General features: G+C 59.2%; 23 protein-coding genes. 11 read left to right on the forward strand and 12 right to left on the reverse strand.

The window, feature by feature from the left end:
• Window positions 1–195: 195 nt before the first annotated feature.
• The gene (locus RYB09_RS03525) at window positions 196–579 is read right to left on the reverse strand and encodes a PaaI family thioesterase (protein ID WP_005731649.1); all 384 of its coding nucleotides are present in this window, start codon (window positions 577–579) and stop codon (window positions 196–198) included.
• On the reverse strand, window positions 579–2,900 hold the full coding sequence (locus RYB09_RS03530; protein WP_316887536.1) for a Tex family protein: 2,322 nt from the start codon (window positions 2,898–2,900) through the stop codon (window positions 579–581). The genes RYB09_RS03525 and RYB09_RS03530 overlap by 1 nt, the downstream gene beginning before the upstream one ends.
• Window positions 2,901–3,199: 299 nt before the next feature.
• Here RYB09_RS03530 and ompR point away from each other — a divergent pair, with 299 nt between their 5' ends.
• Complete coding sequence (ompR, locus tag RYB09_RS03535) at window positions 3,200–3,940, forward strand: two-component system response regulator OmpR (protein ID WP_002555676.1); 741 nt, start codon at window positions 3,200–3,202, stop codon at window positions 3,938–3,940.
• Window positions 3,941–4,103: 163 nt separating this feature from the next.
• Entirely contained in the window at window positions 4,104–5,414 is a 1,311-nt protein-coding gene (locus RYB09_RS03540) for an ATP-binding protein (RefSeq protein WP_004655259.1), read from the forward strand.
• Between the two features lie 244 nt (window positions 5,415–5,658).
• On the opposite strand, the gene RYB09_RS03545 is transcribed toward RYB09_RS03540, so the two are convergent.
• The 4 genes from RYB09_RS03545 to RYB09_RS03560 form a co-directional block, all read right to left on the reverse strand.
• Entirely contained in the window at window positions 5,659–6,126 is a 468-nt protein-coding gene (locus tag RYB09_RS03545; protein ID WP_044319611.1) for an inhibitor of vertebrate lysozyme family protein, read from the reverse strand.
• A 2-nt stretch (window positions 6,127–6,128) separates the two neighbouring features.
• Window positions 6,129–6,293, reverse strand: coding sequence for a DUF1328 domain-containing protein (locus RYB09_RS03550; RefSeq protein WP_002555679.1), 165 nt, complete (start codon window positions 6,291–6,293; stop codon window positions 6,129–6,131).
• A 57-nt stretch (window positions 6,294–6,350) separates the two neighbouring features.
• Window positions 6,351–6,638, reverse strand: coding sequence for a hypothetical protein (locus RYB09_RS03555; RefSeq protein WP_002555680.1), 288 nt, complete (start codon window positions 6,636–6,638; stop codon window positions 6,351–6,353).
• Window positions 6,639–6,866: 228 nt separating this feature from the next.
• A complete protein-coding gene (locus RYB09_RS03560; protein WP_005731654.1) occupies window positions 6,867–7,706 on the reverse strand; it encodes a BON domain-containing protein in 840 nt (279 codons plus the stop codon).
• A gap of 197 nt (window positions 7,707–7,903) precedes the next feature.
• Between RYB09_RS03560 and algB the strand changes: the two genes are divergently transcribed.
• Window positions 7,904–9,250: a sigma-54-dependent response regulator transcription factor AlgB gene (gene algB / locus RYB09_RS03565; protein WP_005744816.1), complete on the forward strand. Its 1,347-nt coding sequence runs from the start codon at window positions 7,904–7,906 to the stop codon at window positions 9,248–9,250.
• Between the two features lie 10 nt (window positions 9,251–9,260).
• Window positions 9,261–11,048, forward strand: coding sequence for a KinB sensor domain-containing domain (locus tag RYB09_RS03570; RefSeq protein ID WP_122258914.1), 1,788 nt, complete (start codon window positions 9,261–9,263; stop codon window positions 11,046–11,048).
• Window positions 11,049–11,116: 68 nt separating this feature from the next.
• Here the strand turns inward: RYB09_RS03570 and RYB09_RS03575 are convergent, their stop codons facing one another.
• From RYB09_RS03575 to RYB09_RS03590, 4 genes are all read right to left on the reverse strand, one after another.
• Window positions 11,117–11,896 carry an N-acetylmuramoyl-L-alanine amidase gene (locus RYB09_RS03575; RefSeq protein ID WP_122281535.1) on the reverse strand — a complete coding sequence of 260 codons (780 nt, stop codon included), beginning with the start codon at window positions 11,894–11,896 and terminating at the stop codon, window positions 11,117–11,119.
• Window positions 11,897–11,991: 95 nt separating this feature from the next.
• Entirely contained in the window at window positions 11,992–14,052 is a 2,061-nt protein-coding gene (locus RYB09_RS03580; RefSeq protein ID WP_122258912.1) for a GGDEF domain-containing protein, read from the reverse strand.
• On the reverse strand, window positions 14,049–14,924 hold the full coding sequence (locus RYB09_RS03585) for an endonuclease/exonuclease/phosphatase family protein (RefSeq protein WP_122258911.1): 876 nt from the start codon (window positions 14,922–14,924) through the stop codon (window positions 14,049–14,051). The genes RYB09_RS03580 and RYB09_RS03585 overlap by 4 nt, the downstream gene beginning before the upstream one ends.
• A gap of 9 nt (window positions 14,925–14,933) precedes the next feature.
• Complete coding sequence (locus tag RYB09_RS03590; protein WP_316887541.1) at window positions 14,934–15,578, reverse strand: thiol:disulfide interchange protein DsbA/DsbL; 645 nt, start codon at window positions 15,576–15,578, stop codon at window positions 14,934–14,936.
• A gap of 294 nt (window positions 15,579–15,872) precedes the next feature.
• Between RYB09_RS03590 and yihA the strand changes: the two genes are divergently transcribed.
• Window positions 15,873–16,508 (forward strand): ribosome biogenesis GTP-binding protein YihA/YsxC, encoded by a 636-nt coding sequence (yihA, locus tag RYB09_RS03595; RefSeq protein ID WP_005731658.1) that lies wholly within the window; start codon window positions 15,873–15,875, stop codon window positions 16,506–16,508.
• A gap of 241 nt (window positions 16,509–16,749) precedes the next feature.
• Here the strand turns inward: yihA and polA are convergent, their stop codons facing one another.
• The gene (gene polA, locus RYB09_RS03600) at window positions 16,750–19,515 is read right to left on the reverse strand and encodes a DNA polymerase I (RefSeq protein WP_316887542.1); all 2,766 of its coding nucleotides are present in this window, start codon (window positions 19,513–19,515) and stop codon (window positions 16,750–16,752) included.
• Window positions 19,516–19,589: 74 nt separating this feature from the next.
• Between polA and RYB09_RS03605 the strand changes: the two genes are divergently transcribed.
• Both RYB09_RS03605 and RYB09_RS03610 read left to right on the forward strand, forming a co-directional pair.
• Window positions 19,590–19,877 carry a DUF2782 domain-containing protein gene (locus RYB09_RS03605; RefSeq protein ID WP_058402755.1) on the forward strand — a complete coding sequence of 96 codons (288 nt, stop codon included), beginning with the start codon at window positions 19,590–19,592 and terminating at the stop codon, window positions 19,875–19,877.
• Between the two features lie 36 nt (window positions 19,878–19,913).
• Window positions 19,914–20,864 carry a homoserine kinase gene (locus tag RYB09_RS03610; RefSeq protein ID WP_316887543.1) on the forward strand — a complete coding sequence of 317 codons (951 nt, stop codon included), beginning with the start codon at window positions 19,914–19,916 and terminating at the stop codon, window positions 20,862–20,864.
• A 249-nt stretch (window positions 20,865–21,113) separates the two neighbouring features.
• Here the strand turns inward: RYB09_RS03610 and znuA are convergent, their stop codons facing one another.
• A complete protein-coding gene (znuA, locus tag RYB09_RS03615) occupies window positions 21,114–22,055 on the reverse strand; it encodes a zinc ABC transporter substrate-binding protein ZnuA (RefSeq protein WP_122281537.1) in 942 nt (313 codons plus the stop codon).
• Between the two features lie 67 nt (window positions 22,056–22,122).
• On the opposite strand from znuA, the gene RYB09_RS03620 reads away from it, so the two are divergent.
• The 4 genes from RYB09_RS03620 to RYB09_RS03635 are packed head-to-tail and all read left to right on the forward strand — an operon-like array spanning window position 22,123 to window position 24,938.
• Entirely contained in the window at window positions 22,123–22,605 is a 483-nt protein-coding gene (locus tag RYB09_RS03620; RefSeq protein ID WP_002551451.1) for a Fur family transcriptional regulator, read from the forward strand.
• Window positions 22,605–23,402 (forward strand): zinc ABC transporter ATP-binding protein ZnuC, encoded by a 798-nt coding sequence (gene znuC, locus RYB09_RS03625; RefSeq protein WP_122258906.1) that lies wholly within the window; start codon window positions 22,605–22,607, stop codon window positions 23,400–23,402. The genes RYB09_RS03620 and znuC overlap by 1 nt, the downstream gene beginning before the upstream one ends.
• The gene (gene znuB / locus RYB09_RS03630; RefSeq protein WP_058402757.1) at window positions 23,395–24,183 is read left to right on the forward strand and encodes a zinc ABC transporter permease subunit ZnuB; all 789 of its coding nucleotides are present in this window, start codon (window positions 23,395–23,397) and stop codon (window positions 24,181–24,183) included. The genes znuC and znuB overlap by 8 nt, the downstream gene beginning before the upstream one ends.
• Before the next feature lie 38 nt (window positions 24,184–24,221).
• A complete protein-coding gene (locus RYB09_RS03635; RefSeq protein ID WP_058402758.1) occupies window positions 24,222–24,938 on the forward strand; it encodes a PA5502 family lipoprotein in 717 nt (238 codons plus the stop codon).
• Window positions 24,939–25,004 lie beyond the last annotated feature (66 nt).

Here is a 25,004-nt window from a genome sequence, read left to right on the forward strand (position 1 = left end):
ACGGTCTACAAGGGTGAAGAAAGGAACTGGCGTAGTCGCCTGGTGGGTCTGTAGCGCCTGTTCACAATCACTGCTCTATGTCGTACCACCCAAATGGACTCGGCACCACGCTAATGGTGCCGAAATTAACCTAAATGATGTCGATACGGCTAGGTTCTGTTCACAGTGATTGCTTTCATCAGCCTTTAACGCAGTCTAGATGACTGCGAATGTGCCCTGGGCTTTGGCGACGAGTTTGTCGCCCTGAACGACTTCAGCCTCGACCACCAGCGTGCGACGACCCGCGTGCAGCACCTTGGCGATGCACAGGACTTCGCCTTCGGAGACGCCACGCACGTAGTTGATCTTGCACTCGATGGTCACGCTGCGCTGGTCGAAACCATGGGAGCTGGAACAGGCCAGCCCCATGGCGATATCGACCAGACTGAAGATTGCCCCGCCGTGCATCACGTTGCCGCGATTGCGCAGATGCGCCTCCAGCGGCAACGCAACCTCCGCCACGCCTTCGTCCAGACGCCGCAGTTCGCAGCCGAGCATCTTGAAGTAAGCGCTTTGGGTCAGATCTTCAGGAATATCCATCAGCGCTTCTTCAACTGCTTGGCATTGGCAAACAGCGAAGCCATTGCGTTGTTGATGGGCGCGGGTGCAGGGGTTTCCTTGCGCGGGGCGCTGTTCTGCTGGCGAGGCGAAGAACCTGGACGGGCACCGCGTGCGCCGTCGACCTTCTCGTCAGGCGTGTCACTCATGCGCATCGACAGGCCGACGCGTTTGCGCGGAATGTCGACTTCCATGACCTTCACTTTCACCACATCGCCGGCCTTGACCGCTTCACGCGGGTCCTTGATGAACTTCTCGGACAGTGCCGAGATGTGTACCAGACCGTCCTGATGCACGCCGATATCGACGAACGCACCGAAATTGGTGACGTTGGTGACCACGCCTTCGAGAATCATGCCCGGTTGCAGGTCCTTGAGTTCTTCGACACCGTCCTGAAACTCTGCCGTCTTGAACTCCGGACGCGGGTCGCGACCCGGTTTTTCGAGTTCCTGCAGAATGTCGGTCACGGTCGGCAGACCAAAGGTCTCGTCGGTAAATTTCTTCGGGTCCAGGCGTTTGAGAAAGCTCGCATCGCCAATCAACGAGCGAATATCGCGGTCGGTTTCTGCCGCAATACGCTGTACCAGCGGGTAGGCTTCCGGGTGAACGGCAGAAGAGTCCAGCGGGTTTTCACCGGTCATCACGCGCAGGAAGCCTGCGGCCTGCTCAAAGGTCTTTTCGCCCAGACGACTGACTTTCTTCAGCGCTGCACGCGTCTTGAACGCGCCGTTTTCATCGCGATGCGCAACGATGTTCTGCGCCAGTGTGGTGTTAAGGCCGGAAATCCGTGCCAGCAATGCTACCGAAGCGGTGTTCACGTCCACGCCCACAGCGTTCACGCAGTCTTCAACCACCGCGTCCAGACCGCGCGCCAGTTTGAGCTGCGAGACGTCATGCTGATACTGACCGACACCAATGGACTTCGGATCGATTTTCACCAGCTCGGCGAGCGGGTCCTGCAAGCGACGGGCGATGGAGACTGCGCCACGGATCGATACGTCGAGGTCCGGGAATTCCTTGGCGGCCAGTTCCGACGCGGAATAAACCGATGCGCCTGCTTCGGAAACCATGACCTTGGTCATTTTCAGACCTGGGTATTTTTTGATCAGGTCGGCGGCCAGCTTGTCGGTTTCGCGGCTGGCGGTGCCGTTGCCGATAGCGATCAGGTCGACCGAGTGCTTGGCGCACAGGGCAGCCAGCACGGCAATGGTCTGATCCCACTGGTTTTTCGGCACATGCGGGTAAACGGTCGCGTAGTCGAGCAGCTTGCCGGTGGCGTCCACCACAGCGACCTTGCAGCCGGTGCGCAGGCCCGGGTCCAGGCCCAGTGTGGCGCGTTGGCCAGCCGGGGCGGCGAGCAGCAGGTCGTGCAGGTTGTGGGCGAAAACGTTGATGGCTTCGGTTTCCGCGCCGTCGCGCAGCTCGCCCAGCAGGTCGGTTTCCAGGTGGCTGTACAACTTGACCTTCCAGGTCCAGCGCACCACCTCGGCCAGCCATTTGTCTGCAGGGCGGTTCTGGTTCTGGATGCCGAAGCGTTCACCGATCATCAGTTCGCAAGGGTGCATGGCACCCGGCAGTTCTTCACCGACTTTCAGTGCGGAGCTGAGAAAACCTTCGTTGCGGCCGCGGAAAATCGCCAGTGCACGGTGCGAAGGCATGCTCTTGAGCGGCTCGTCGTGTTCGAAATAATCGCGGAACTTGGCGCCTTCCTCTTCCTTGCCCGGCACCACGCGTGCGCTGATTACCGCTTCCTGTTTGAGGAAGCTGCGCAGCTTGTCGAGCAACGATGCGTCTTCGGCGAAGCGCTCCATCAGGATGTACTTGGCGCCTTCCAGCGCAGCCTTGACATCGGCCACGCCTTTCTCGGCGTCGACAAAACGGGCTGCTTCGGCGTCCGGGGTCAGGGTTGGGTCGTTGAACAGGCCGTCGGCCAGCTCGCCCAGACCGGCTTCAAGGGCGATCTGGCCCTTGGTGCGACGTTTCTGCTTATAAGGCAGGTACAAATCTTCAAGGCGGGTCTTGGTGTCGGCCAGCTTGATGTCGCGAGCCAGCTCCGGGGTCAGCTTGCCTTGCTCTTCAATGCTGGCAAGAATGCTGACACGCCGGTCATCCAGCTCACGCAGATAGCGCAGGCGTTCTTCCAGATGGCGCAATTGCGTGTCATCAAGACTGCCGGTCACTTCCTTGCGGTAGCGGGAAATGAAGGGCACGGTCGAGCCTTCATCCAGTAGTGCTACGGCCGCTGCGACCTGTTGTGGGCGTACGCCGAGTTCTTCGGCGATGCGGCTGTTGATGCTGTCCATAAAACCACCTGGAGTTGTGAGCAAAAAACTGGGCTATGTACGAATTGCCTTGCCTGAATATCGTCCGCCAGCATTTATTTTCAGCGCTGGCGAACCGCCACAAGGCCAGCATTGCCTGACTTTGAGGGCGGCGCATTATACCCGGCGAAGGCGGATTAGGGGATCGGCCGACAAATGTGGTCTTTTTTCGGCGAAAAAGCCTGCACAAGTGCCGCCTCCAGTAAAATCTGCTAACAATGCACAAGGTGCGCATCACCGCAGCTACGCCATAATGCGCCCCGAGATCAGAGGAGCATCCGATGAGCAGCACCGCACAAAATGCTGAAGGCGAAAAAATCCTTATTGTCGATGACGATCCGGGGCTGAGCAGTCTCCTGGAACGTTTTTTCACCAGCAAGGGCTACCGGGCCCGCGCCGTGGCAAACGTGGAGCAAATGGACCGACTATTGGCCCGCGAGGTGTTCAACCTTGTGGTGCTGGACTTGATGCTGCCCGGAGAAGACGGCCTTTCAGCCTGCCGTCGTCTGCGAGCCGCGAACAATCAGGTACCGATCATCATGCTGACCGCCAAGGGCGATGAGCTGAGCCGCATCAAGGGGCTCGAACTGGGTGCTGACGATTACCTGGCCAAGCCGTTCAACCCGGACGAGTTGATGGCGCGGGTCAAGGCTGTTCTGCGTCGTCAGGCTGCGCCTGTACCCGGCGCGCCCGGCAGTGAAGACGAGTCGGTCAGTTTCGGCGACTACGAGCTCTCCCTGGCAACCCGCGAACTCAAGCGTGGCGACGTGGTGCATATGCTGACCACGGGTGAGTTCGCGGTACTCAAGGCTCTGGTCATGCACGCTCGCGAGCCGCTGACCCGTGACAAGCTGATGAACCTGGCCCGCGGCCGGGAGTGGGATGCGCTGGAGCGATCCATCGACGTACAGATTTCCCGTCTGCGTCGCCTGATCGAGCCGGATCCTTCCAAGCCCCGCTATATCCAGACCGTCTGGGGCGTAGGCTATGTATTCGTTCCGGATGGTGCCGGTAATCGCTGATAAGCCGGTTGTCAGCACAGAAGTCCGTCATTCCCGCCAGTTACGTCGATAATCTCTTTCAAGGTTATCGGCGTACTGGTTTTTTGCGTTCGTCCATCGGGTCCGGCCCGCGTTCGGCAAACCTGCGAGCCTCGCTCGCCTTGCAAAGTGTATGGCTGCAGTTATGAAGACTCCGCTCTGGTTTCCGCAAAGCTTTTTCTCTCGCACGCTCTGGCTGGTGCTCATCGTCGTGCTGTTTTCCAAGGCCCTGACGCTGGTTTATCTGTTGATGAACGAAGACGTGCTGGTCGACAGGCAATACAGCCACGGCGTTGCGCTGACGCTGCGAGCGTATTGGGCAGCCGATGAAAATGATCGTGAGGCGATTGCCGAAGCGGCCGGTCTGATTCGAGTCGTGGGCGGTGGCGTGCCGGAAGGTGAGCAGCACTGGCCGTACAGTGAGATCTACCAGCGGCAGATGCAGGCCGAGCTGGGTGCCGATACGGAAGTGCGTTTGCGTGTGCACGCACCGCCCGCGCTCTGGGTAAGGGCGCCGAGCCTTGGGGATGGCTGGCTGAAAGTGCCGCTTTACCCGCACCCGTTGCGCGGCCAGAAGATCTGGAGTGTGCTGGGCTGGTTCCTGGCCATCGGGTTGCTCTCCACGGCGTCGGCGTGGATTTTTGTGCGTCAACTGAATCAGCCGCTCAAGCGTCTGGTCTTTGCGGCTCGACAGCTGGGGCAGGGGCGCAGCGTGCGCTTGCCGGTCAGTGACACACCCAGCGAGATGACCGAAGTCTATCGGGCCTTCAATCAGATGGCCGAAGACGTCGAACAGGCCGGGCAGGAACGCGAACTGATGCTGGCTGGCGTCTCCCATGACTTGCGTACACCACTGACGCGTCTGCGCCTGTCTCTGGAACTGATGAACGACAATGAGTTCTCCGAAGGCATGGTGCGGGACATCGAGGACATGGATGCCATTCTTGATCAATTCCTGGCGTTCATTCGCGATGGGCGTGATGAAGAGATTGAAGAGGTCGATCTGGGGCATCTGGTGCGCGACGTGGTTGCACCCTTCAATAACGATGAAGACAGCATCCGTCTGTGTCTGGAACCTATTCCGCCGTTCCCGCTAAGGCGCGTATCGATGAAGCGTCTGTTGACCAATCTGATTGGCAACGCAAGGCATCATGCCGGTAACGGTATCGAAGTGGCCGCTTATGTATCCGGTGACAGAAACGCGCCGTACGTGGTGTTGAGCGTACTGGACAGGGGCGCAGGCATCGATCCGTCCGAGCTTGATACCATCTTCAATCCGTTCATTCGCGGTGACCGCGCACGCAGCGGCAAAGGGACCGGCCTGGGGCTGGCGATCGTCAAGCGTATCGCTGCCATGCACGGCGGCAACGTCGAGTTGAGAAATCGTTCGGGGGGTGGCCTGGAGGCGCGGGTGCGTCTGCCTTTAGGGCTGATGCTGCCGAGGGATGCTATCTAGAAAGAATCGTAAAGGGCATAAAGCGCCGTGCGGGTCATGGAAAATGTTCGACAGGTCGACGCATTCTTGAGGACTTGCACGGCAGCTTGCCTGACCCGGCCCTTGGCGGAGGTACTCCCTGTACCCCTAGGTCACGCCGATCCATTCGATCAACGCATCCCGGCCCCTTGGTCATGCGCGCACCTTCCTCAGGCCGCACAAACAAGAGAGGTATCGGCTTCTGGAGCCGATACCTTCTTCTGAATCAATACCAGTTCGGGTCTTTGCGCAGCTCTTCATTCAAGAGCTTTTGCATGCCCTCGTCAGGCTTACCCAGGTAGCGGTAAGTTGCGTGACGAGTTGGTGATTTATCCGCAGGCAAGCCCGCAGGTACTTCAACCAACATGGCGTAAGCATCTTCCTTGTCGAGGCTGAAAGCCACGATCAGGCGTTTGCTTTTGCACGTATCGGCAGTTTCGCAAAGCGGCCCGACAAGATACTTGTCACCGTCTTCGGTGGCCGCTGTCATCTGCTGCTCGGAAGCTCCGGACAGGTTAATCACCCAATCCGGCAACCGCTCTTCCTTCTTGACGACCTTCGCCCAGGTTGTGCGGTACTCGGGAGCGGAGCTTAAAAGCTCGTTGACCCGAGACTGTCCATCATTGGCTGCCATGACCATGGCGCTGCCGCCCATCAACAGGGCGGCGGCCAGTGTGCGAAATGACGTGTGCATTATCAGCCTCGACCGCGACGACCGAAGAAGAACGACACAACGAACATCACCAGGAAGACGACGAACAGGATCTTGGCGATACCGGTAGCCGTGCCCGCGATACCACCGAAGCCCAGTACTGCAGCGACAATGGCGATGATCAGAAACGTGATTGCCCAACTCAACATGGTGATACTCCTTTTTGGTGCCGTTTTAATGTGAATGCTGCGATTTTTCAGGTCGGGTCAGAAAACCCATTTTTGCTGCGGTGCGACTTCATCTACAGACACCAAGCCATCGACAGGGCGAAGGCTCGAAGACGCATCCTTGACCGCTGGGGCGCTTACGCCGCGGTAAGAAATGCTGCTGGTCTGGATGAATTGCTGTCTGGCTTGAGTTGCTTCGTTGGCTTGATTCCAACGCTGGAACTGCTGAATGGCGATCAGAGTGACAAGCAGTGCAAGGAGTAGAAAAAGACCTTGCTGAATGTGCAGGGGGGAGATACGCAATTGTGCAATACGCTGGCTGTTCATCTGCAAACTCCCCTGGCCTGAGTGGGCATTCAATCTGATGGGTCGTTGTATATCGACCTTGTTGAATGGGTTATTGCAGACTGCATGCCAGTTTGTTGGTGTAATTTAAATCCTTTAAAATCAATGGCCTGCGGAGTTTTGCAGAGACGTCCTACCAGCAAGCTGCACGATTACACCTTTGTAATCGTGCGTTCTGCACGAAGCGTTCAGCGTTGTGCGCCTGGGTGATCAGCCTGCGCTACGCGCCATGACCTTCAGAGCGTCGCCATTCACCCCCTTGACGCCACGAATGTTGCGCGCGATTTCCACAGCCAGTTCCTTCTCTGCAAAGTTGGCAACCACGCCGTTCAGGCTTACCACACCGGCTTTGGTATCCACTTTGATGTTGAGTCCGTCCAGCGTCCGGCTGTAAATCAGGCTCGCCTTCACCTTGCTGGTGATCCAGGCGTCGCTCATTTCCTCGGTTGGGGTCAATGTCTGGGGCTGGGTCTTGGCAGCGATCGAGTCGGCTGCGCTCAGGCTGATCAGGTTGTTGACGCTGATCACCCCGTCAGTATTGCTTGCCAGGCTGCCCGCCAGCTCTTTGGCCTCGGGGCTTTGCGCGCGACCTTTGAGGGTGACCACGCCATCTTTGCTATCAACATCGATGGTCAGCGCTTCAGTCACGCTGCTCCACAACAATTTGGATTTCACCGTCGCGACCAGCGTGGCATCTTCGAAACGCTGGGCCATGTTGGTTCGCGTACCAGGCTCGCTGGCAACGGCAGGGTCTACCTCCAGCTGGTTGTCGACCTTTTCGATGCCTTTGGTATCCAGCGCAATGCGTTCGGCCAGCTCACGATCAACCTCGTTTTCAACCTTGCCCTTCAGAGTCGCAGTGCCCTGGTCGACGTTTACATCGATCTTGAACGGGCTCAGATGTTTGTTCAGCGCGAAAGCTGTCCAGATCGAACCTTCCTGACGCGCCTCGGCGAGTTGGGTGGGCAAATCAGGTTGGGCGAGTACCGGGCCGCTGCCAAGCAGCGCAGCGGCGGCGGTGATCAGAGCAATCTTTTTCAGTGAAAACATATGAGCGTTCCTTTTGAGATGGGATTTCGTCTCCGAGTGGACGGCTTTAACGACATAAACGCGGATTAATCAGGCTGTTCGCCATTGGGCGTTCAGAAAGCTACCATGCATGCCGAAGAATCAATCAGAATTGACCATGCAACTTGCCCGATGATTCCGAGACTAACTGAGACAATTCATTAAGGAGCGTAGGAAAAATGGAAGCAGCCACTGAGAATCAGGGCCGTATTCTGCTTGTGGACGATGAGTCCGCCATCCTCCGCACTTTCCGGTACTGTCTGGAAGACGAAGGCTACAGTGTCGCCACTGCCAACAGCGCAGCCCAGGCTGACACGCTCATGCAGCGCCAGGTTTTCGACCTGTGCTTTCTCGATTTGCGTCTGGGTGAAGATAACGGCCTGGATGTACTGGCGCAGATGCGTATTCAGGCGCCGTGGATGCGTGTGGTCATCGTGACTGCACACTCTGCGGTCGATACGGCTGTTGATGCCATTCAGGCGGGCGCAGCCGACTATCTGGTAAAGCCGTGCAGCCCCGATCAGCTGCGTCTTGCTACCGCCAAACAGCTTGAAGTGCGCCAACTGTCTGCTCGCCTTGAGGCACTGGAAGGCGAGGTCCGCAAGCCCAAAGACGGACTGGATTCCCACAGTCCTTCAATGATGGCCATTCTGGAAACTGCCCGTCAGGTTGCCGTGACCGATGCCAACATCCTTATTCTGGGTGAGTCGGGGACCGGTAAAGGCGAGCTGGCTCGGGCTATTCACGGCTGGAGCAAGCGGGCAAAGAAGTCCTGCGTCACGATCAACTGCCCATCGCTCACCGCAGAACTGATGGAAAGCGAACTGTTCGGCCACAGTCGCGGGGCCTTCACCGGCGCCAGTGAGAGCACTCTGGGCCGTGTGAATCAGGCGGACGGCGGCACACTGTTCCTCGACGAGATCGGCGATTTCCCGCTGACGCTGCAACCCAAGTTGCTGCGCTTCATTCAGGACAAGGAATACGAGCGTGTGGGTGACCCGGTTACCCGACGTGCCGATGTGCGTATCCTGGCCGCCACCAACCTGAATCTCGAAGACATGGTGCGCAGCGGACGCTTCCGTGAGGATTTGCTGTACCGCCTGAACGTGATCACTCTGCACCTGCCGGCCCTGCGTGAGCGCAGCGAAGACATCCTGACCCTGGCGGACCGGTTTCTGGCGCGCTTCGTCAAGGAATACGCTCGCCCGGCCCGAGGGTTCAGTGAAGAGGCCCGCGCAGCGCTGCTCAACTACCGCTGGCCGGGCAACATTCGTGAGCTGCGCAACGTCATTGAGCGTGCCAGCATCATTTGTCCGCAGGAGCGTGTGGAGATCAGCCACTTGGGTATGGCCGAGCAACCGGCGAACAATGCGCCGCGTGTCGGCGCCGCCTTGAGCCTGGACGAGCTTGAAAAAGCGCACATCGGAGCCGTGCTGGCGACCAGTGAAACCCTTGATCAGGCCGCCAAGACGCTGGGTATCGATGCGTCGACGCTTTACCGCAAACGTAAACAGTACAACCTGTGAAAGGCCTCAAATGAAGCTGGCCATGAAACTGCGCACCCGCCTCTTTCTGAGTATCTCGGCACTGATCACCGTTGCTTTGCTCGGACTGCTGCTGGGGCTCGTCAGCGTCATGCAAATGGCCCGGACTCAGGAATCACTGATCCAGCATAACTTCGCCATTCTGGATCTGGGTTTGAAGCTGCGCCAGAACCTGGGTGATCAGTTGGTGTTGATGACGGGTGCCAACCGCGATCAGGCTGAGCTGGAAAGAATCCAGAATCAGTTTGAAGAGCTGCTGGAAGAAGGCTCGGTACAGGATACCCAGCAAAACGTACGCAATGGTTTCGAAAAGACCAAGGGCGATTACCGGCAATTCATCGATACCTGGAAACAATACGGCAACGATGCGCGAGGGATACGCGGCGTCCCGCAACTGAGTGAAAGCTTCGACAACCTGCGTAACGGCTTGCTGACGGTGCACCGCAAGGCGCTGGAGAACATCAGCAGCGCCGAGATCAACTCCCGTGATCGTGCACTGTGGATAGCGGGGTTGCTGGGGCTGGTCGGGCTGGCGGTGCTGTGTATCGGTTTTGTGACCGCGCACGGTATCGCTCGGCGTTTCGGTGCGCCTATCGAGGCGCTGGCCAAGGCCGCCGATCGCATCGGGGAAGGAGATTACGAAGTCACGCTGCCCATCTCCTCGGCCGCCGAGATGAACCTGCTGACCCGGCGATTCGGCATCATGGCCGAAGCCCTGCGTCAGCATCAGGCGACCAATATTGATGAGTTACTGGCTGGCCAGCAGCGTCTGCAAGCGGTTCTCGACAGTATCGACGATGGTCTGCTGATGATTGACCGCCAAGGGCATCTGGAGCACTTGAACCCGGTGGCCCAGCGTCAGCTCGGCTGGGACGAGAGTCGCCTCGGGCAGAGCCTCGGAGATGCGTTGGGCCGCCCCGAGCTTGATGAGCAATTGCATCTGGTACTGCGTGGCGGGACGCTGGAGCGGGCGCCGGAAGACCTGGCCATCGAAATCGACGGTGAATCGCGCCTGCTGACCTACAGCATGACGCCGGTCAGTCATACCAAAGGCCATATTCTCGGTGCGGTGATGGTGCTGCATGACGTCACCGAACAGCGTGCTTTCGAGAGGGTACGCAGTGAGTTCGTCCTGCGCGCTTCGCATGAGCTGCGCACGCCTGTCACGGGTATGCACATGGCATTCGGTCTTCTCCAGGAGCGCCTGCATTTCGCCCCCGAAACCCGTGAGGCCGATCTGCTCAATACGGTCACCGAAGAAATGCAGCGCTTGATGCAACTTATCAATGACCTGCTGAATTTCTCGCGTTACCAGAACGGTCTGCAGAAACTCAAACTGGCACCGTGCTCCATCGAAACCTTGCTCGAAGAAGCCAGGGCGCGATTCGAGGACAAGGCCCTTGAGCAGGACATCGTACTGATGCTGGATATGCAGGAGCCCATGCCGCGCCTGCATGCCGATCAGTCCCAGCTGGAGCGGGTGCTGGACAACCTGCTGGACAATGCGCTGCGGCACACGCCGCAGAACGGTCTGATTCGTCTGCAGGCCAGGCGTCATGGCGAGCGGGCGATCATCAGCGTTGAAGACAACGGTGAGGGCATTGCCTACGGGCAGCAGGGACGAATCTTCGAACCCTTTGTGCAGGTCGGTCGCAAAAAAGGCGGGGCGGGACTCGGGCTGGCGCTGTGCAAGGAGATCGTCCAGCTGCACGGCGGTCGCATGGGGGTTTATTCACGGCCGGGGCAGGGCACGCAGTTCTATATGGCTCTGCCGCTGTAACGGCATGGCCTTGAAGGCGCTGCATGTCTGCCCTTCATAAGCGCATCAAATATCAGGTTGTGCCCTGATCAATTGACGCGGTTAAGCACCTGCAGGATGGCTGCGCTCTGTGCATCAGGTTCGCCGTCGAAGCGTGCCGGGCGATAGTGCATCTGGAATGCCGCCAGCACCTGACGCGTGGCGGTGTCGAGCTCCCCGGTCTGCGGGGTGCTGTAACCCAGACGTGCCAGTTGTTGCTGGAACCAGCTGATGCTCGGAAGGTTGGTTGCCAGCAATGCCTGACGCTGGGCAACCAGGCGTTCGTCAGGCCAGATGCCGAGTCCTTCGGCAGCAAGGCGCTTCCAGGGGAACAGCGGGCCAGGGTCCTGTTTGCGCGTCGGCGCTATGTCGCTGTGGCCGATGATGTGTTTTGGATCGATTTTGTTGCGTTTGACAATGTCTTTGAGCAGCACCGTGATCGACTGGATCTGGGCTTCAGTGTAGGGGTACCACAACCGGCCTGTCGGTGTGTCCTTGAAGCCGGGGTTGACGATTTCGATGCCGATCGAGCTGGAATTAAGCCAGGTACGGCCTTCCCATTCGCTTTCGCCAGCATGCCAGGCGCGGGCACTTTCATCGACCAGCTTGTAGATCGTGGCCTTGCTGTCATCGCCAATCAGATAGTGGCTGCTGACCTCGCCATGGGTCAGAAGCTGGAGGGATTTCTCCATCGAGGTGGAGGTGTAATGCATGATCACGTACTGAACCCGGCCATCGAAATTCACCGATGGATGGCTGGTGTCCAGCCTGGGGCCACTGGCGCAGGCAGTGAGGATGAGCAGCACAAAGGCAGAGAAATACAGTTTCATGGGATCGGCAGCGTCAGCGGGAAATGCAATATCATAACAACATGCGTACAAATAGCTTCGGCATTGACGTGCTCGTTCAGGTCAAAATGTTTCAGTCAGCCTTGTTCGACCCTGTTTCGGCCATTTTCCTTGGCCTTGTACAGCGCCTGATCGGCGCGCTTGATCGCAGTGTCACTGCGTTCAGCCGTTCGAAAAGCCGTCACTCCAATAGATACGGTGATCGTCACGCGCTCGCCCTTGAAGTGAAACGGGCATGACTCCACCGCAGCTCGAAGTTCGTCGAGCAACGTCAGCCCGGTGCCGGGAGGTGTCGCAGGCAGCAGCATGACAAATTCCTCACCGCCAAACCGGGCAAGAAAATCGTCGCTGCGCAGGCGTTTCCTGAAAACGTTGGCGACGATCTTCAGCACTTTATCGCCCGCCAGGTGGCCATAGCCGTCATTGATGCGCTTGAAGTGGTCCAGGTCCAGAATGCACACCAGCAGGCTGTTTTTCTCGTGTTGCCACCTGGTCATCTCCTGTTCGAGGCGTTCGCCCCAGGCTGCGCGATTGGGCAGGCCGGTGAGCGGGTCGATCAAGGCCTTTTGGCGCTGTTCTTCCAGGTGAGTCCTGAAACCCAGCGCTTCCTGCTCCATGCTCGCAACGCGGGCCGAGAGACCCTGCAGCCGCGAGGCAACTTCCCGCTCGCGCGCGTCACGCTTGAGCTGATAGTGGTCCATGGTGCTGAGCAAGCCTTCAAAGCGGTTGTCGAGTACCTGCTTGAGACTGGTCAGGTCGGAGGCGTCCTGAACACTGATTTGCAGGCCGCCCACCTGTTCGCGTAACTGTTCGTTCAGGTCGCGGGCTGTGGACTGATCCTCGGCATGATCTTCACTGGCAGCCTGCAAGTGGCTCTGAAACGATTCGAGCCGCTCATTGAGCTGCTTGAGGTAGGTGCTGAATTCCTGTTGGCCGCCGTTGTTGATTGCCAGCATCAGAACTGCCAGATCGTCGAGGATAGGCAGCAATTCGTACCAGTTGAGCCCATGTTTCAAACGTAACTGCATGTCCTCGACCTGCGGGCGGAAGTGCTCCGACAAGGTCAGGTCATCGAGCAGGCCCAGCAGCGTTTCCTCGATGTGTGCGGCCACCGAGCTGTAGCTGGGTTCTGGCGACGAGGGCAACGAATAACCCTCTTCGCCGTCTACCGTCTCGGCTTCTGATTCGGCATCTTCTTGCGGTTCTTCCAGTGCCTGGATGATTGGCGCAGGCCGTTGCTGGTAGGGCACTGAAGGAACGGGGCCCAGCAGGTCGGTGTAATCGATCGGCTCGACAGGGACAACCGCAGGTTCGGTGACTGTTTCGGCCAGGGCTGGAGCAAGGGCTGCTGCGGCTGGCGATGGCACAGGTGTTTCAGTTGCCGTAACGACAATGGTTTCGGCTTCGGAAACCGGCGGCGGCAGTGTGTATGCGTCCTTTGTCTTCTGGTTGGCGATGTCGGGGACAATGGCAGCTTCGACTTCAGATGCGGCAACGTCTATCGGGGCGTGAGCGTTCTCGGCCTCAGGCTCCACGTGCGTCTCATGCGTTTCCTGAGCAGAAGAGGCGTTTTCGGGGTGGGCAGCCTCGGGAGGGTGCTCATTGCCATGTTCGTCCCGCGAACCGAACAAACGCTGCAGAAGCCCTTGGCGTGGACCCTCTTCGTGCTTTTCGAGCAGGGTCAGGGCCTGGCCCTGCAAACCACTCAATTCGCTGAGCAGCAAGGGCAGTTCGCGCGCCTGCGATGCACGTTCTTCAAGGTCCTTGGCAAAGCGCTTGAGTGGCTTGCGTACCTCTCGTGGCAGCGGCAGCGCCTGCAGTTGTGAAACCAGTGCGGTCAGTGCCGAGCCAATTTGCCCGACCCGCACTTCACGGCGATGTTCGGAGTCCAGCACGGCCTTTTCGAGGCGCGGAATCAAGGCTGCCAGACCGGCGTCCATATCGTCCTTGCGGACAATTTCGCGCATTTCCTTCATGCATTCATCGACGGCGCGGTCAGAGCCCTCCGCCGCCAGACTGCTGCGTACCAGACCGCGTCGCAACAAATCGAGCCGCGCATCCCAGCGCTTTTCGAGCTTATCCTGTTGCTCGATTCCCTTGAGGTACTTCTCTTTCCAACGCTCTGCGTCGTCGCTCATGCAAGGCTTCCACCAGAGGGCACAGGCAGTGAGTCCCCACGCAGTGAATCTGGCAGGCGAATCTCGACAGCAACCGGCAGGTGATCGGAAATGGGCTGCGCCAGTACCTGTACGCGTTCAAGCGTGAGGGTCGGGCTGAGCAGAATGTGGTCAAGGCAGCGTTGTGGCCGCCAGCTCGGAAAGGTCGCTTCGATTTGGGGTGCCAACAGGCCCAGATCGCGTAGCGGCGAGTGTTCCAGCAGGTCATTGGCGTGGGTATTCATGTCGCCCATCAGCACTTGATGGCGATAACCGCCGATCAGGTCGCGAATGTAAGCCAGTTGCCGGGTTCTGGTACGAGTGCCCAGAGCCAGGTGCATCATGACCACCACCAGCGCATCCTCGCCTTCGCCGAAGCGGACAAGAATTGCCCCGCGCCCGGCCGGACCCGGCAGCGGATGATCCTCGATCTTGGTCGGGCGCAAGCGACTCAGCACACCATTGCTGTGTTGGGCGAGGCGACCGAGATTGCGATTGAGCTGTTGATACCAGTACGGAAAGCCACCCAGTTGAGCAAGGTGCTCGACCTGATTGACGAAGCCGGAGCGCATGCTGCCGCCATCGACCTCCTGCAATGCGACCAGATCGAAATCGTGGATCAGATCGCCAATTTTCTGCAGGTTGCCCGCCCTGCCGCCATGTGGCAGCAGATGCTGCCAGCTGCGCGTCAGGTAGTGGTGGTAGCGTTGGGTACTGATACCCACCTGGATATTGAAACTGAGCAAACGCAGCCTGCCGTCTTCCGGCAGACCGTTTTGCGTCAGATGATGTTCGTTGACCTGCGGGTCATGCAGGCCAACGATACGGGTGCTGCCCTTGCCCCAGCGGCGCATGGCGGGCGCTTACTTGGCGGCTGTAGCAGCCGCTCGCTCTTTGGCAATCAATTGGTCGGCAACTTCCAGGGTCTTTTCCGGACCGCCGGCAGAACCCAGGTCGAAGCGATACTTGCCGTTGACGATCACGGTCGGAACGCCAGTCACCTCATACTTCTTGGCCAGTTCCTTGTACTGCGCGATCTTGCCTTTCACGGCGAAGGAGTCGAATGTTTTGAGGAAATCGTCCTTGTTGATGCCTTGAGTGGCTACGAAATCAGCCATGTCATTCTTGTCGGTCAGGCGCTTGCCATCCTTCTGAATAGCTTTGAATACGGCGGCGTGAACCTTGTGCTCGACACCCATGGTGTCGAGGGTGATGAACAACTGGCCGTGGGCGTCCCAAGGGCCGCCGAACATGGCCGGAATGCGTACGAACTTGACGTCGGACGGCAGTTTTTCAACCCACGGATTGATCGTTGGCTCGAACGCGTAGCAATGCGGGCAGCCATACCAGAACAGCTCGACGACTTCGATTTTGCCCGGCTCTGCTACAGGCACAGCGCTTTTCAGCTCGACATATTGTTTGCCGGCCTCGATGGGCTCGGCAGCCTGGGCGGACATACCGAACAGACTGGCGGCAACCAGAGCGGCGCTGATGATCAGATTACGCATGCTTTACTCCTGAACAGATTGAATCGCCTTCAAGCGACGGTGGTTTCGACCGAACGCGAAAGCCTGAGTTCGTTAGTGTAACGCTGAGGTTGTAAAAATGGGCGACCACGGACGGCCTTTTTGCATAAGGAGTGAAGCAGGTCATGTCTGAATGTTCCAGCCGCCAGCCAGAGCGGCCCGATACAGTGCCAGTGTGGGCCGGGGGGCAGGTGTGTCATTATATGCGTACGCATCCAAACGAAACCGACACCTCTTGCCGCTCCCTTTGCAGGCAGGGCCTTCACCGGAAATCACATGCAACTCAAAAACCCCATCCTCGGTCTGTGCCAACAGGCCACGTTCATGCTCAGCGCCGCCAAGGTCGACCAATGTCCCGACGACGAAGGGTTTGAAGTCGCTTTTGCCGGTCGCTCCAATGCGGGCAAATCGAGCGCGCTGAACACCCTGACCCATGCCAGCCTGGCGCGCACCTCCAAGACACCGGGGCGCACTCAGTTGCTGAACTTCTTCGGGCTGGATGAAGATCGACGTCTGGTCGACTTGCCCGGCTACGGCTACGCCAAAGTGCCTATCCCGCTCAAACTGCACTGGCAGCGCCACCTGGAAGCCTATCTGGGAAGTCGCGAAAGCCTGAAAGGTCTGATCCTGATGATGGATATCCGTCATCCAATGACCGACTTCGACCTGTTGATGCTGGACTGGGCCATCGCCAGCAACATGCCGATGCACATTCTGCTGACCAAGGCCGACAAGCTGACCTATGGCGCTGCGAAGAACACGCTGCTCAAGGTTCAGGCCGAAATTCGCAAAGGCTGGGGCGATGCAGTGAGCATCCAGCTGTTCTCGGCTCCCAAGCGCATGGGGCTGGAAGAGGCTTACACCGTGCTGGCCGACTGGATGGAGCTGGAAGACAAGGCACCTGCGGAGTAAATCGCAGGCAAAAAAGACCCCGGACTTCGCATGGGGAGGGGGAAGTTCCGGGGCTTAAGGTCCAGATCTTAGGGTGGGATCTGGATAACTGCCAACACTTAACACAACTAGGAGCACGATCGATTTTTCAATCAATCGGGACGTCTGACTCCTGTCCAAACGGTTAAGTTCCAGCAATGAAGAAAAGTTCACATTTCCTACAGGGTTTGACGAACCTGCTGACAGGTTCGCCTTTTCAGACTCAGTGCGCCTCGTCCCAGTTGTTGCCGACCCCGACTTCCACCAGCAGCGGCACTGCCAAGTCTGCTGCGCCACTCATGTGTGGACGGATCTGTTCACTGATCTGATCGACCAGGTCTTCGCGCACCTCCAGCACCAGTTCGTCATGCACCTGCAGAATGACCCGCGCATCCAGACCGGACTCTTCCAGCCAGCCATTCACGGCCACCATGGCTTTCTTGATGATATCCGCTGCGGTGCCCTGCATCGGCGCGTTGATCGCCATGCGCTCGGCACCTTTGCGCAGCGACTGGTTCTTGGCGTTGATGTCCGGCAGGTACAGGCGACGGCCGAAAATGGTCTCGACAAAACCCTGCTCGGCGGCCTGCGCACGTGTGCGCTCCATGTAATCCAGCACGCCGGGATAGCGGGCGAAATAGCGGTCGACGTAAGCCTGTGACTGTTTGCGGTCCACGCCAATCTGCTTGGCCAGGCCAAACGCGCTCATGCCGTAGATCAGGCCGAAGTTGATCGCTTTGGCGCTGCGGCGCATGTCAGTGGTGACGTTTTCCAGCTCGACGCCGAAGACTTCCGCTGCCGTGGCGCGGTGAACGTCCAGGTCGTTGCGGAAGGCATGCAGCAAGCCTTCGTCCTGTGCCAGATGCGCCATGATGCGCAGTTCGATCTGCGAATAGTCGGCCGCCAGGAGCTTGTAGCCCTTGGGGGCCACGAATGCCTGACGGATGCGCCGGCCTTCAGCGGTACGGATCGGGATGTTCTGCAGGTTCGGATCGCTGGATGACAGGCGCCCGGTCACCGCCACTGCCTGATGATAGGAGGTGTGAATACGCCCGGTGCGCGGGTTGATCTGCTCCGGCAGGCGGTCGGTGTAAGTGCTCTTGAGCTTGCTCATCGAGCGGTATTGCATCAGTACCTTGGGCAGCGGGAAGTCCTGCTCGGCGAGTTCGGCCAGCACGGCCTCGGCAGTCGATGCCTGGCCGGTGGCGGTCTTGCTGAGGATCGGCATGCCGAGTTTTTCGTAGAGAATCACACCAAGCTGCTTGGGCGAGCCCAGGTTGAACTCTTCACCGGCAATGGCGAAGGCTTCGCGCTCCAGCGCGGTCATCTTGTCGCCCAGTTCCACGCTCTGGATGCCCAGCAGGTTGGCATCAACCAGTGCGCCCTGGCGTTCGATACCTGCCAGGACGGGCACCAGCGGCATCTCGATGTCGTTCAAGACCGGCTGCAGGGTTGGAATTGCGGCCAGACGCGCTTCGAAGACTTCATGCAGGCGCAGGGTCAGGTCGGCTTCTTCTGCAGCGTAATTGCCAGCCTGTTCGATGGCGATCTGGTCGAAGGTCAACTGCTTGGCGCCTTTGCCGGCGATCTCCTGGAAGTTGATCGGCGTGTGCGTCAGGTACTTGGCCACCAGGCTGTCGCGGTCGTGGCGAGTGGCGGTGGAGTCCAGAACGTAGGACTCCAGAATAGTGTCGAACCTGACGCCCTGCAGGTCGATGCCTTGGGTCTGATCGCCGTCGAGCGCGCAGTTGGCAAGCAGGTTGATAGCGAACTTGGCGTGTTGACCGACCTTGGTTTTATCCGGGTCTTCAAGCAGCGGCTTGAGCGCCTTGAGTACTGTGTCGCGGTCCAGTTGCTGCGGCACCCCCATGTAGGAGTGGGTCAGCGGAATGTAGGCGGCTTCATGGGTTTGAATGGCAAAAGACAAACCTACCAGTTGCGCGCGCTGGGCGTCGGTGCCGTTGCTCTGGGTCACAAAGGCGAACAGCGGCGCGGCGTTGAGCTTCTTCAGCCACGCGTCGAACTGGCTCTGTTCAAGAATGACTTCATAGGCGGCTTGCTTTGCCTCGACGGTTGGCTCTTCGACGGCCAGCTCCTGCCCGGCGCGTTTGGCATCACGTTGCAGGTCTTCGATCCAGCTTTTGAATTCCAGCTCGGCGTACAGCTCCATCAATTTGTCGCGGTCCGGCTCGCCGCAATGCAGCTGGTCCAGTTCGATGTCCAGTGGCACGTCGATCTTGATAGTTGCCAGTTCATAGGACAGGAAGGCCATCGCACGATGCTCTTCAAGCTTGGCCGCCAGGGTCTTGGCCCCACGAATAGGCAGGGTCGCGACCGTTTCGAGGCGTTCGTAAAGCTCCTTGATTCCGCCGCCCACGCCAACCAGCAAGCCGACGGCAGTCTTTTCGCCGACGCCGGGGACGCCAGGTATGTTGTCGACCTTATCGCCCATCAGTGCGAGGTAGTCGATGATGTGCTCCGGACCGACGCCGAACTTCTCTTTCACGCCAGCCACGTCCAGCACGCTGCCGGTCATGGTGTTGACCAGGGTGATGTGTCCGTCGACCAGCTGCGCCATGTCCTTGTCACCGGTGGAGATGATCACCGGACGGTCTGCCGCCGCGCTGCTGCGCGCCAGTGTGCCGATCACGTCGTCTGCTTCAACGCCTTCCACGCACAGCAGCGGATAGCCCATGCCCTTGACGCAGGCATGCAGCAGATCGACCTGCACGCGCAGGTCATCCGGCATGCTGGGCCGATTGGCTTTGTAATCGGTATACAGCGCGTCGCGGAAAGTCCCGCCCTTGGCATCGAAGACCACCGCAAACGGGCTGTCCGGGTACTGGCGACGCAGGCTTTTGAGCATGTTGAGCACGCCCTTGACGGCACCCGTCGGCAATCCTTTGGACGTGGTCAGTGGTGGCAGTGCGTGGAAGGCGCGATAGAGGTAAGAGGAACCGTCTATCAGGACGAGCGGCGCTTGGGTCATGAGCAGAATCAACCTTTTCGGCGGGGTCGGCGCTAGAATGCGCGGACCATTGACGACAAAGGGACAAGGTTATCATGAGCAAGGTAAATCGACTGATATTGACCGGCCTGTTGGCACTTTGTCCTTTGCTCGCAGTTTCAGCAGAGGATCCACCTTCGGCGGCCCCGGACGTTACTATCCGCACCGACGGGGACAAAACCATTCAGGAATACCGCCAGAACGGCTTTCTGTATGCTGTAAAGATTACCCCCAAGCACGGCAAGCCCTATTTTCTGGTGCGATCCGATGGTACAAGTCCCAATTTTATCCGTTCGGACCAACCGGACATGCTGATCCCGGAGTGGAAAATATTCGAATGGTAGCCACCTACATTCACTTTAATTGCTGGCAGTTCTGACATGTCCGTTTTTACCCCGTTGGCCCGGCCCGAGCTGGAAGCATTTCTCGCCCCTTACGGGCTCGGCCGTCTGCTTGACTATCAGGGCATTGCCGCCGGTAGCGAAAACACCAATTACTTCATCAGTCTGGAGCAGGGCGAATTTGTTCTGACACTGGTCGAACGCGGCCCGGTGCAGGAGATGCCATTCTTCATCGAACTGCTCGACGTGCTGCACGATGCCGATTTGCCGGTGCCTTACGCATTGCGCACCACCGACGGTGAGGCCCTGCGGCAACTGGCGGACAAACCGGCGCTTCTGCAGCCACGTTTGCCGGGCAAGCACATCAGCGAGCCCAATACCCAGCACTGCGTACAGATTGGCGAGCTGTTGGCCAACCTGCATCTGGCGACCCGTGAGCAGGTGTTGGAGCGCAAGACCGATCGAGGTCTGGACTGGATGCTGAGTGAGGGGCGCAATTTCCTGTCGCATCTGGGCGAAACCCAGCGAGCCTTGCTGGAAAAGAGCCTTCAAGAGATCGAAGACTTCAAGCCGCAAATCATGGCGTTGCCGCGTGCCAACCTGCACGCGGACCTGTTTCGCGACAACGTCCTGTTCGAAGGCACGCACCTGACCGGGCTGATCGACTTCTATAACGCCTGTTCCGGGCCGATGCTCTACGATCTGGCGATTGCCCTCAATGACTGGTGCTCGCGTGAAAACGGCCAGCTCGATGCTGTTCGCGCCCGTGCGCTGCTGGGGGCTTATGCGGGTTTGCGACCATTCACTGCGGCGGAGTCGAAGCTCTGGACGACCATGTTGCGCATCGCCTGCGTACGTTTCTGGCTGTCACGTCTGATCGCCGCCGAAACCTTCGCCGGTCAGGACGTGCTGATTCATGATCCTGCGGAATTCGAGCACCGTCTGGCTGAGCGCCAGGAAGCGCACATAGCCTTGCCGTTTGCGCTATGAGACCAGACCTGTCTCCGCGCGTCTGAACCAGTCGGACGGTTGACTCTCGTTCCCATGCTCCGCGTGGGAATGCAGTGCGTGACGCTCCGCGTCGCAAGAGGACGCGAAGCGTCCAGACCGGCATGCCCACGCGGAGCATGGGCACGAGAGTGTTATCCCTGACGACTATCGTTCCTCACGCTCCAGCGTGGGAATGCAGTTCGTGACGCTCCGCGTCACACAGCAGTGCTGCGATGTGGGCGGTGGCAGTCAAAGACTACTCAGGCAACCTGCCAGGTCATCAGCCAGCTTCTGCAATACCTGCTCGTAACCCTGCGCGGTGGCCGGGGTGTAGCCGCCCAGTCCATCCAGCTCCGCCAGCTTGACCGGCAGGCCTGCGCTCAAGGTTTCAGCCAGACGCGGGCGCAGTGGCGGTTCACTGAATACGCAGGTCTTGCCCGCAGCCTTCAGGCGTTCACGCATGGCGGCGACATGCTGTGCACCGGGCTGGATCTCGGCGGCGATGGCGAATACCCCGGCGTGTTTGAGCCCGTAAGCCTCTTCGAAATAATCGAACGCCTCGTGGAAGACGAAGTAAGGCTTGCCTGCCACTGCACTCACCCGACCCTTGATCCGAGCATCCAGCGCATCAAGGCGTTTGCTGAATGCGGCAGCGTTACTCGCATAACGGGCTGCATTGGCAGAGTCGGCAGCGCTCAGGTCTGTGGCCATCTTCGCAGCAATCACCCGGGCATTGACGGTCGACAGCCACAGGTGTGAATCCAGGCTGCCGGGCCGGTGATCATGATCATGTTCGTCTGAATCGTTGTCGTGATCATGTTCGTGGTCATCATGCGAGGCATTGTCCTGGCCGAAGTGGCGCAGGTGCATGCCGGGCAGCGACTGCACGGCAACCGCAGGCAGTTTGCGGCCCTGAATGACGCGCGGCAGGAAAGTTTCCATGTCCGGGCCGATCCAGTAGAGCAACTCGACTTCCTGCACGCGCCGTACGTCGGACGGGCGCAGCGCGTAGTTATGCGGTGAGGCACCCGGTGGCAACAGCACTTGCGGTGTACCGACGCCATCCTGCACAGCCGCCGCAATCAGCTGCAATGGCTTGATACTGGTCAGCACCCGGACCTCGGCCTGAACAGGGGAAATGACCAGCAGACTGACCCACAAAACAGCAACAAGATTTAAAAGACGGCGCACTCGAATCACTCATATAAGCCAGGAACAGGTAACATAATAACGTCTCTAGCCAATATCGTCGCTGCTCATGCCCAATACTCCCCTGGCCAGTCGCCCCCATGACCACTCTCACTGCGTGCATTCGGCACTCGCCGAAGCGGATGCCCTGTGCGCCAAACAGGGGCTGCGCCTGACCACCTTGCGCCGTCGCGTGCTGGAACTGGTCTGGCAAAGCCACAAACCGCTGGGTGCCTACGACATCCTCGCGGTGCTGAGTGATGAAGACGGTCGCCGCGCCGCGCCGCCAACCGTTTACCGCGCACTGGATTTCCTGCTGGAAAACGGTCTGGTGCACCGCATCGCTTCGCTCAACGCATTCACCGGCTGCAATCACCCCACTCATGCGCACCAGGGCCAGTTTCTGATTTGCCGCCTGTGTCACGCGGCGATCGAGCTGCAGCACCCGGCCATCAGCAATGCCGTCATCGATGCCGCTGCAGGCGTTGGCTTCGCGGTCGAAGGCCAGACGGTCGAGATCGTGGGTGTATGCGCCGGTTGCAAGGCGGCTTGATGACGGATGCATTGATACGTCTGGAACAGGTCGCTGTAACGCTGTCCGGGCAAAGCGTTCTGGACAACATCCAGTTGAGCGTAAAGCCCGGCGAAATCGTTACGTTGATCGGCCCTAACGGTGCTGGCAAAACCACGCTGGTGCGTGCAGTGCTGGGGCTGCTCAAGCCTGACTCCGGAACCGTCTGGCGCAAGCCGAAGCTGCGTATCGGTTACATGCCGCAAAAACTGCATGTGGATCAGACGCTGCCGCTGTCGGTGCTGCGCTTTCTGCGTCTGGTTCCGGGCGTGGACCGCATGGCTGCAGAGTCGGCCCTGGAAGAAGTCGGGGCCGAGAAGGTCATCGACAGCCCGATTCAAGGCATTTCCGGTGGCGAGATGCAGCGCGTTCTGCTGGCCCGAGCCTTGTTGCGCAAGCCTGAATTGCTGGTGCTCGATGAGCCGGTGCAGGGTGTCGACGTGGCAGGCCAGGCCGAGCTGTACGGCCTCATCACCCGCTTGCGCGACCGCCACCAGTGCGGTGTGCTGATGGTGTCTCATGATCTGCATCTGGTCATGAGCACGACCGACCAGGTGGTCTGTCTGAACCGCCATGTCTGCTGCTCCGGGCATCCCGAGCAGGTCAGCCATGATCCGGCGTTTGTCGAGCTGTTCGGCAAAAACGCGCAAAGCCTGGCGATCTACCACCACCATCACGACCACGCTCATGATCTGCATGGCGCTGTGGTGAATGATGCCCCGGCGACTTCGTCACCTACTCACACTCATGTTCACGGAGACCACTGCAAGCATGGCTGATTTTTTACTGTATGCCTTGCTCGCAGGCGTTGCTCTGGCTGTTGTCGCTGGCCCGCTGGGGTCGTTCGTGGTCTGGCGGCGCATGGCGTACTTCGGCGATACGCTGTCCCATGCGGCATTGCTCGGCGTGGCGCTTGGCTTCCTGCTGGATATCAGCCCGACCATCGCGGTGACGGTCGGCTGCCTGCTGCTGGCGGTGCTGCTGGTCACGCTGCAACAGCGCCAGCCGCTGGCCTCGGACACGCTGCTGGGGATCCTCGCACCGAGCACGCTGTCGCTCGGCCTGGTGGTGCTCAGCTTCATGCATGAAGTGCGTATCGACCTGATGGCTTATCTGTTCGGCGACCTGCTGGCCATCAGCCCGGCTGATCTGGCCTGGATTCTGGGCGGTAGCGCGCTGGTGCTGGTATTGATTGTTGCGCTGTGGCGCCCGTTGCTGGCAATGACCGTCCATGAAGAACTGGCACGGGTCGAAGGCCTGCCCGTCGCGGCATTGCGCATGGCGCTGATGCTGCTGATCGCCGTGGTAATCGCCGTGGCGATGAAGATTGTCGGCGTTCTGCTGATTACGTCGCTGTTGATCATTCCTGCCGCTGCGGCACAGCGTCACGCCCGCTCGCCGGAGCAGATGGCCTTGGGTGCAAGCCTGCTGGGCGTGATCGCCGTGTGTGTCGGGCTATCATTGTCATGGTTCAAGGACACCCCGGCCGGACCGTCTATAGTGGTATCCGCTGCAGCGTTGTTTTTGCTCAGCTTTGTTCTACCCAGGCGAGCGGTGTAGACTTGCTCGTTTTTTGCGCAAACTAGAGAATCGCAGGAATGAAGCCGTTCGCCCCACGCTATCTGCTGCTTGTCGCATTTTCCATCCTGCTGGGTGCCTGCCAGAGTGCGCCCACTGCCGAGACGCCTGCCTCCGATGTTCAGCCTGACGCGTTCGCTCAGCTGGAGCAGAACATCGTCAGCAATGAGCTGGCGACGGCCGAGGATCAACTGGCCGCGTTGCAGGCCGCCAATCCTGCCGATATCCGCCTCGAACCTTTTCAGCGTCGTCTGGCTGAAGCCTATCTGAGCCGCAGCCAGATCAGCCTGCAGAAGGGTGATATGAATGCGGCGGCCAACGCACTGACTCGTGCGCGCGCGCTGATGCCCAAGGCACCGGCGCTGACCAGTGGCGTCAACGGCGCTATCGCGCATGCACGCAAGGCCGAGCTGGAAAAAGCCGAAGCAGATTTGAAGGCGGCGGAAGACAGAAGAGTGGCGAAGCTGGTTGATCCGTCAGCAGAGAAAACCACGATTGATCTTAAAATCGGCGATATGCGCGCACTGCGCCGTCAACTGGACGATATCGCAGCAGATACCGTAGCGTTCAACTGTGAAGTGCTGCTGGTGGTGCCACGCACCGAAGATTACCCGTGGCTGGCTACATTGCTGACCAAGCGGGTGGTCAAAGCCAATCCGGATTTTGAGCTGGAATTGCGCCGCCAGATCGAGCGCAATGAAAAAGCGCACATCGTACTGACGCCTGCGAAGTCCTGAGCCGACCCTTCAAAGCGGACGCAGAGCGTCCAGAACTGCATTCCTACGCGCAGCGTGAGGAACGAG

Source organism: Pseudomonas syringae group sp. J254-4 (assembly GCF_032586855.1).
GTDB lineage: Bacteria > Pseudomonadota > Gammaproteobacteria > Pseudomonadales > Pseudomonadaceae > Aquipseudomonas > Aquipseudomonas amygdali.

Excerpts from the sequence above, each read along its gene's own strand:
- RYB09_RS03525 (WP_005731649.1), bottom strand. The coding sequence starts at position 579 with ATGGATATTCCTGAAGATCTGACCCAAAGCGCTTACTTCAAGATGCTC.
- RYB09_RS03530 (WP_316887536.1), bottom strand. The coding sequence starts at position 2,900 with ATGGACAGCATCAACAGCCGCATCGCCGAAGAACTCGGCGTACGCCCA.
- ompR (WP_002555676.1), top strand. The coding sequence starts at position 3,200 with ATGAGCAGCACCGCACAAAATGCTGAAGGCGAAAAAATCCTTATTGTC.
- RYB09_RS03540 (WP_004655259.1), top strand. The coding sequence starts at position 4,104 with ATGAAGACTCCGCTCTGGTTTCCGCAAAGCTTTTTCTCTCGCACGCTC.
- RYB09_RS03545 (WP_044319611.1), bottom strand. The coding sequence starts at position 6,126 with ATGCACACGTCATTTCGCACACTGGCCGCCGCCCTGTTGATGGGCGGC.
- RYB09_RS03550 (WP_002555679.1), bottom strand. The coding sequence starts at position 6,293 with ATGTTGAGTTGGGCAATCACGTTTCTGATCATCGCCATTGTCGCTGCA.
- RYB09_RS03555 (WP_002555680.1), bottom strand. The coding sequence starts at position 6,638 with ATGAACAGCCAGCGTATTGCACAATTGCGTATCTCCCCCCTGCACATT.
- RYB09_RS03560 (WP_005731654.1), bottom strand. The coding sequence starts at position 7,706 with ATGTTTTCACTGAAAAAGATTGCTCTGATCACCGCCGCCGCTGCGCTG.
- algB (WP_005744816.1), top strand. The coding sequence starts at position 7,904 with ATGGAAGCAGCCACTGAGAATCAGGGCCGTATTCTGCTTGTGGACGAT.
- RYB09_RS03570 (WP_122258914.1), top strand. The coding sequence starts at position 9,261 with ATGAAGCTGGCCATGAAACTGCGCACCCGCCTCTTTCTGAGTATCTCG.
- RYB09_RS03575 (WP_122281535.1), bottom strand. The coding sequence starts at position 11,896 with ATGAAACTGTATTTCTCTGCCTTTGTGCTGCTCATCCTCACTGCCTGC.
- RYB09_RS03580 (WP_122258912.1), bottom strand. The coding sequence starts at position 14,052 with ATGAGCGACGACGCAGAGCGTTGGAAAGAGAAGTACCTCAAGGGAATC.
- RYB09_RS03585 (WP_122258911.1), bottom strand. The coding sequence starts at position 14,924 with ATGCGCCGCTGGGGCAAGGGCAGCACCCGTATCGTTGGCCTGCATGAC.
- RYB09_RS03590 (WP_316887541.1), bottom strand. The coding sequence starts at position 15,578 with ATGCGTAATCTGATCATCAGCGCCGCTCTGGTTGCCGCCAGTCTGTTC.
- yihA (WP_005731658.1), top strand. The coding sequence starts at position 15,873 with ATGCAACTCAAAAACCCCATCCTCGGTCTGTGCCAACAGGCCACGTTC.
- polA (WP_316887542.1), bottom strand. The coding sequence starts at position 19,515 with ATGACCCAAGCGCCGCTCGTCCTGATAGACGGTTCCTCTTACCTCTAT.
- RYB09_RS03605 (WP_058402755.1), top strand. The coding sequence starts at position 19,590 with ATGAGCAAGGTAAATCGACTGATATTGACCGGCCTGTTGGCACTTTGT.
- RYB09_RS03610 (WP_316887543.1), top strand. The coding sequence starts at position 19,914 with ATGTCCGTTTTTACCCCGTTGGCCCGGCCCGAGCTGGAAGCATTTCTC.
- RYB09_RS03620 (WP_002551451.1), top strand. The coding sequence starts at position 22,123 with ATGCCCAATACTCCCCTGGCCAGTCGCCCCCATGACCACTCTCACTGC.
- znuC (WP_122258906.1), top strand. The coding sequence starts at position 22,605 with ATGACGGATGCATTGATACGTCTGGAACAGGTCGCTGTAACGCTGTCC.
- znuB (WP_058402757.1), top strand. The coding sequence starts at position 23,395 with ATGGCTGATTTTTTACTGTATGCCTTGCTCGCAGGCGTTGCTCTGGCT.
- RYB09_RS03635 (WP_058402758.1), top strand. The coding sequence starts at position 24,222 with ATGAAGCCGTTCGCCCCACGCTATCTGCTGCTTGTCGCATTTTCCATC.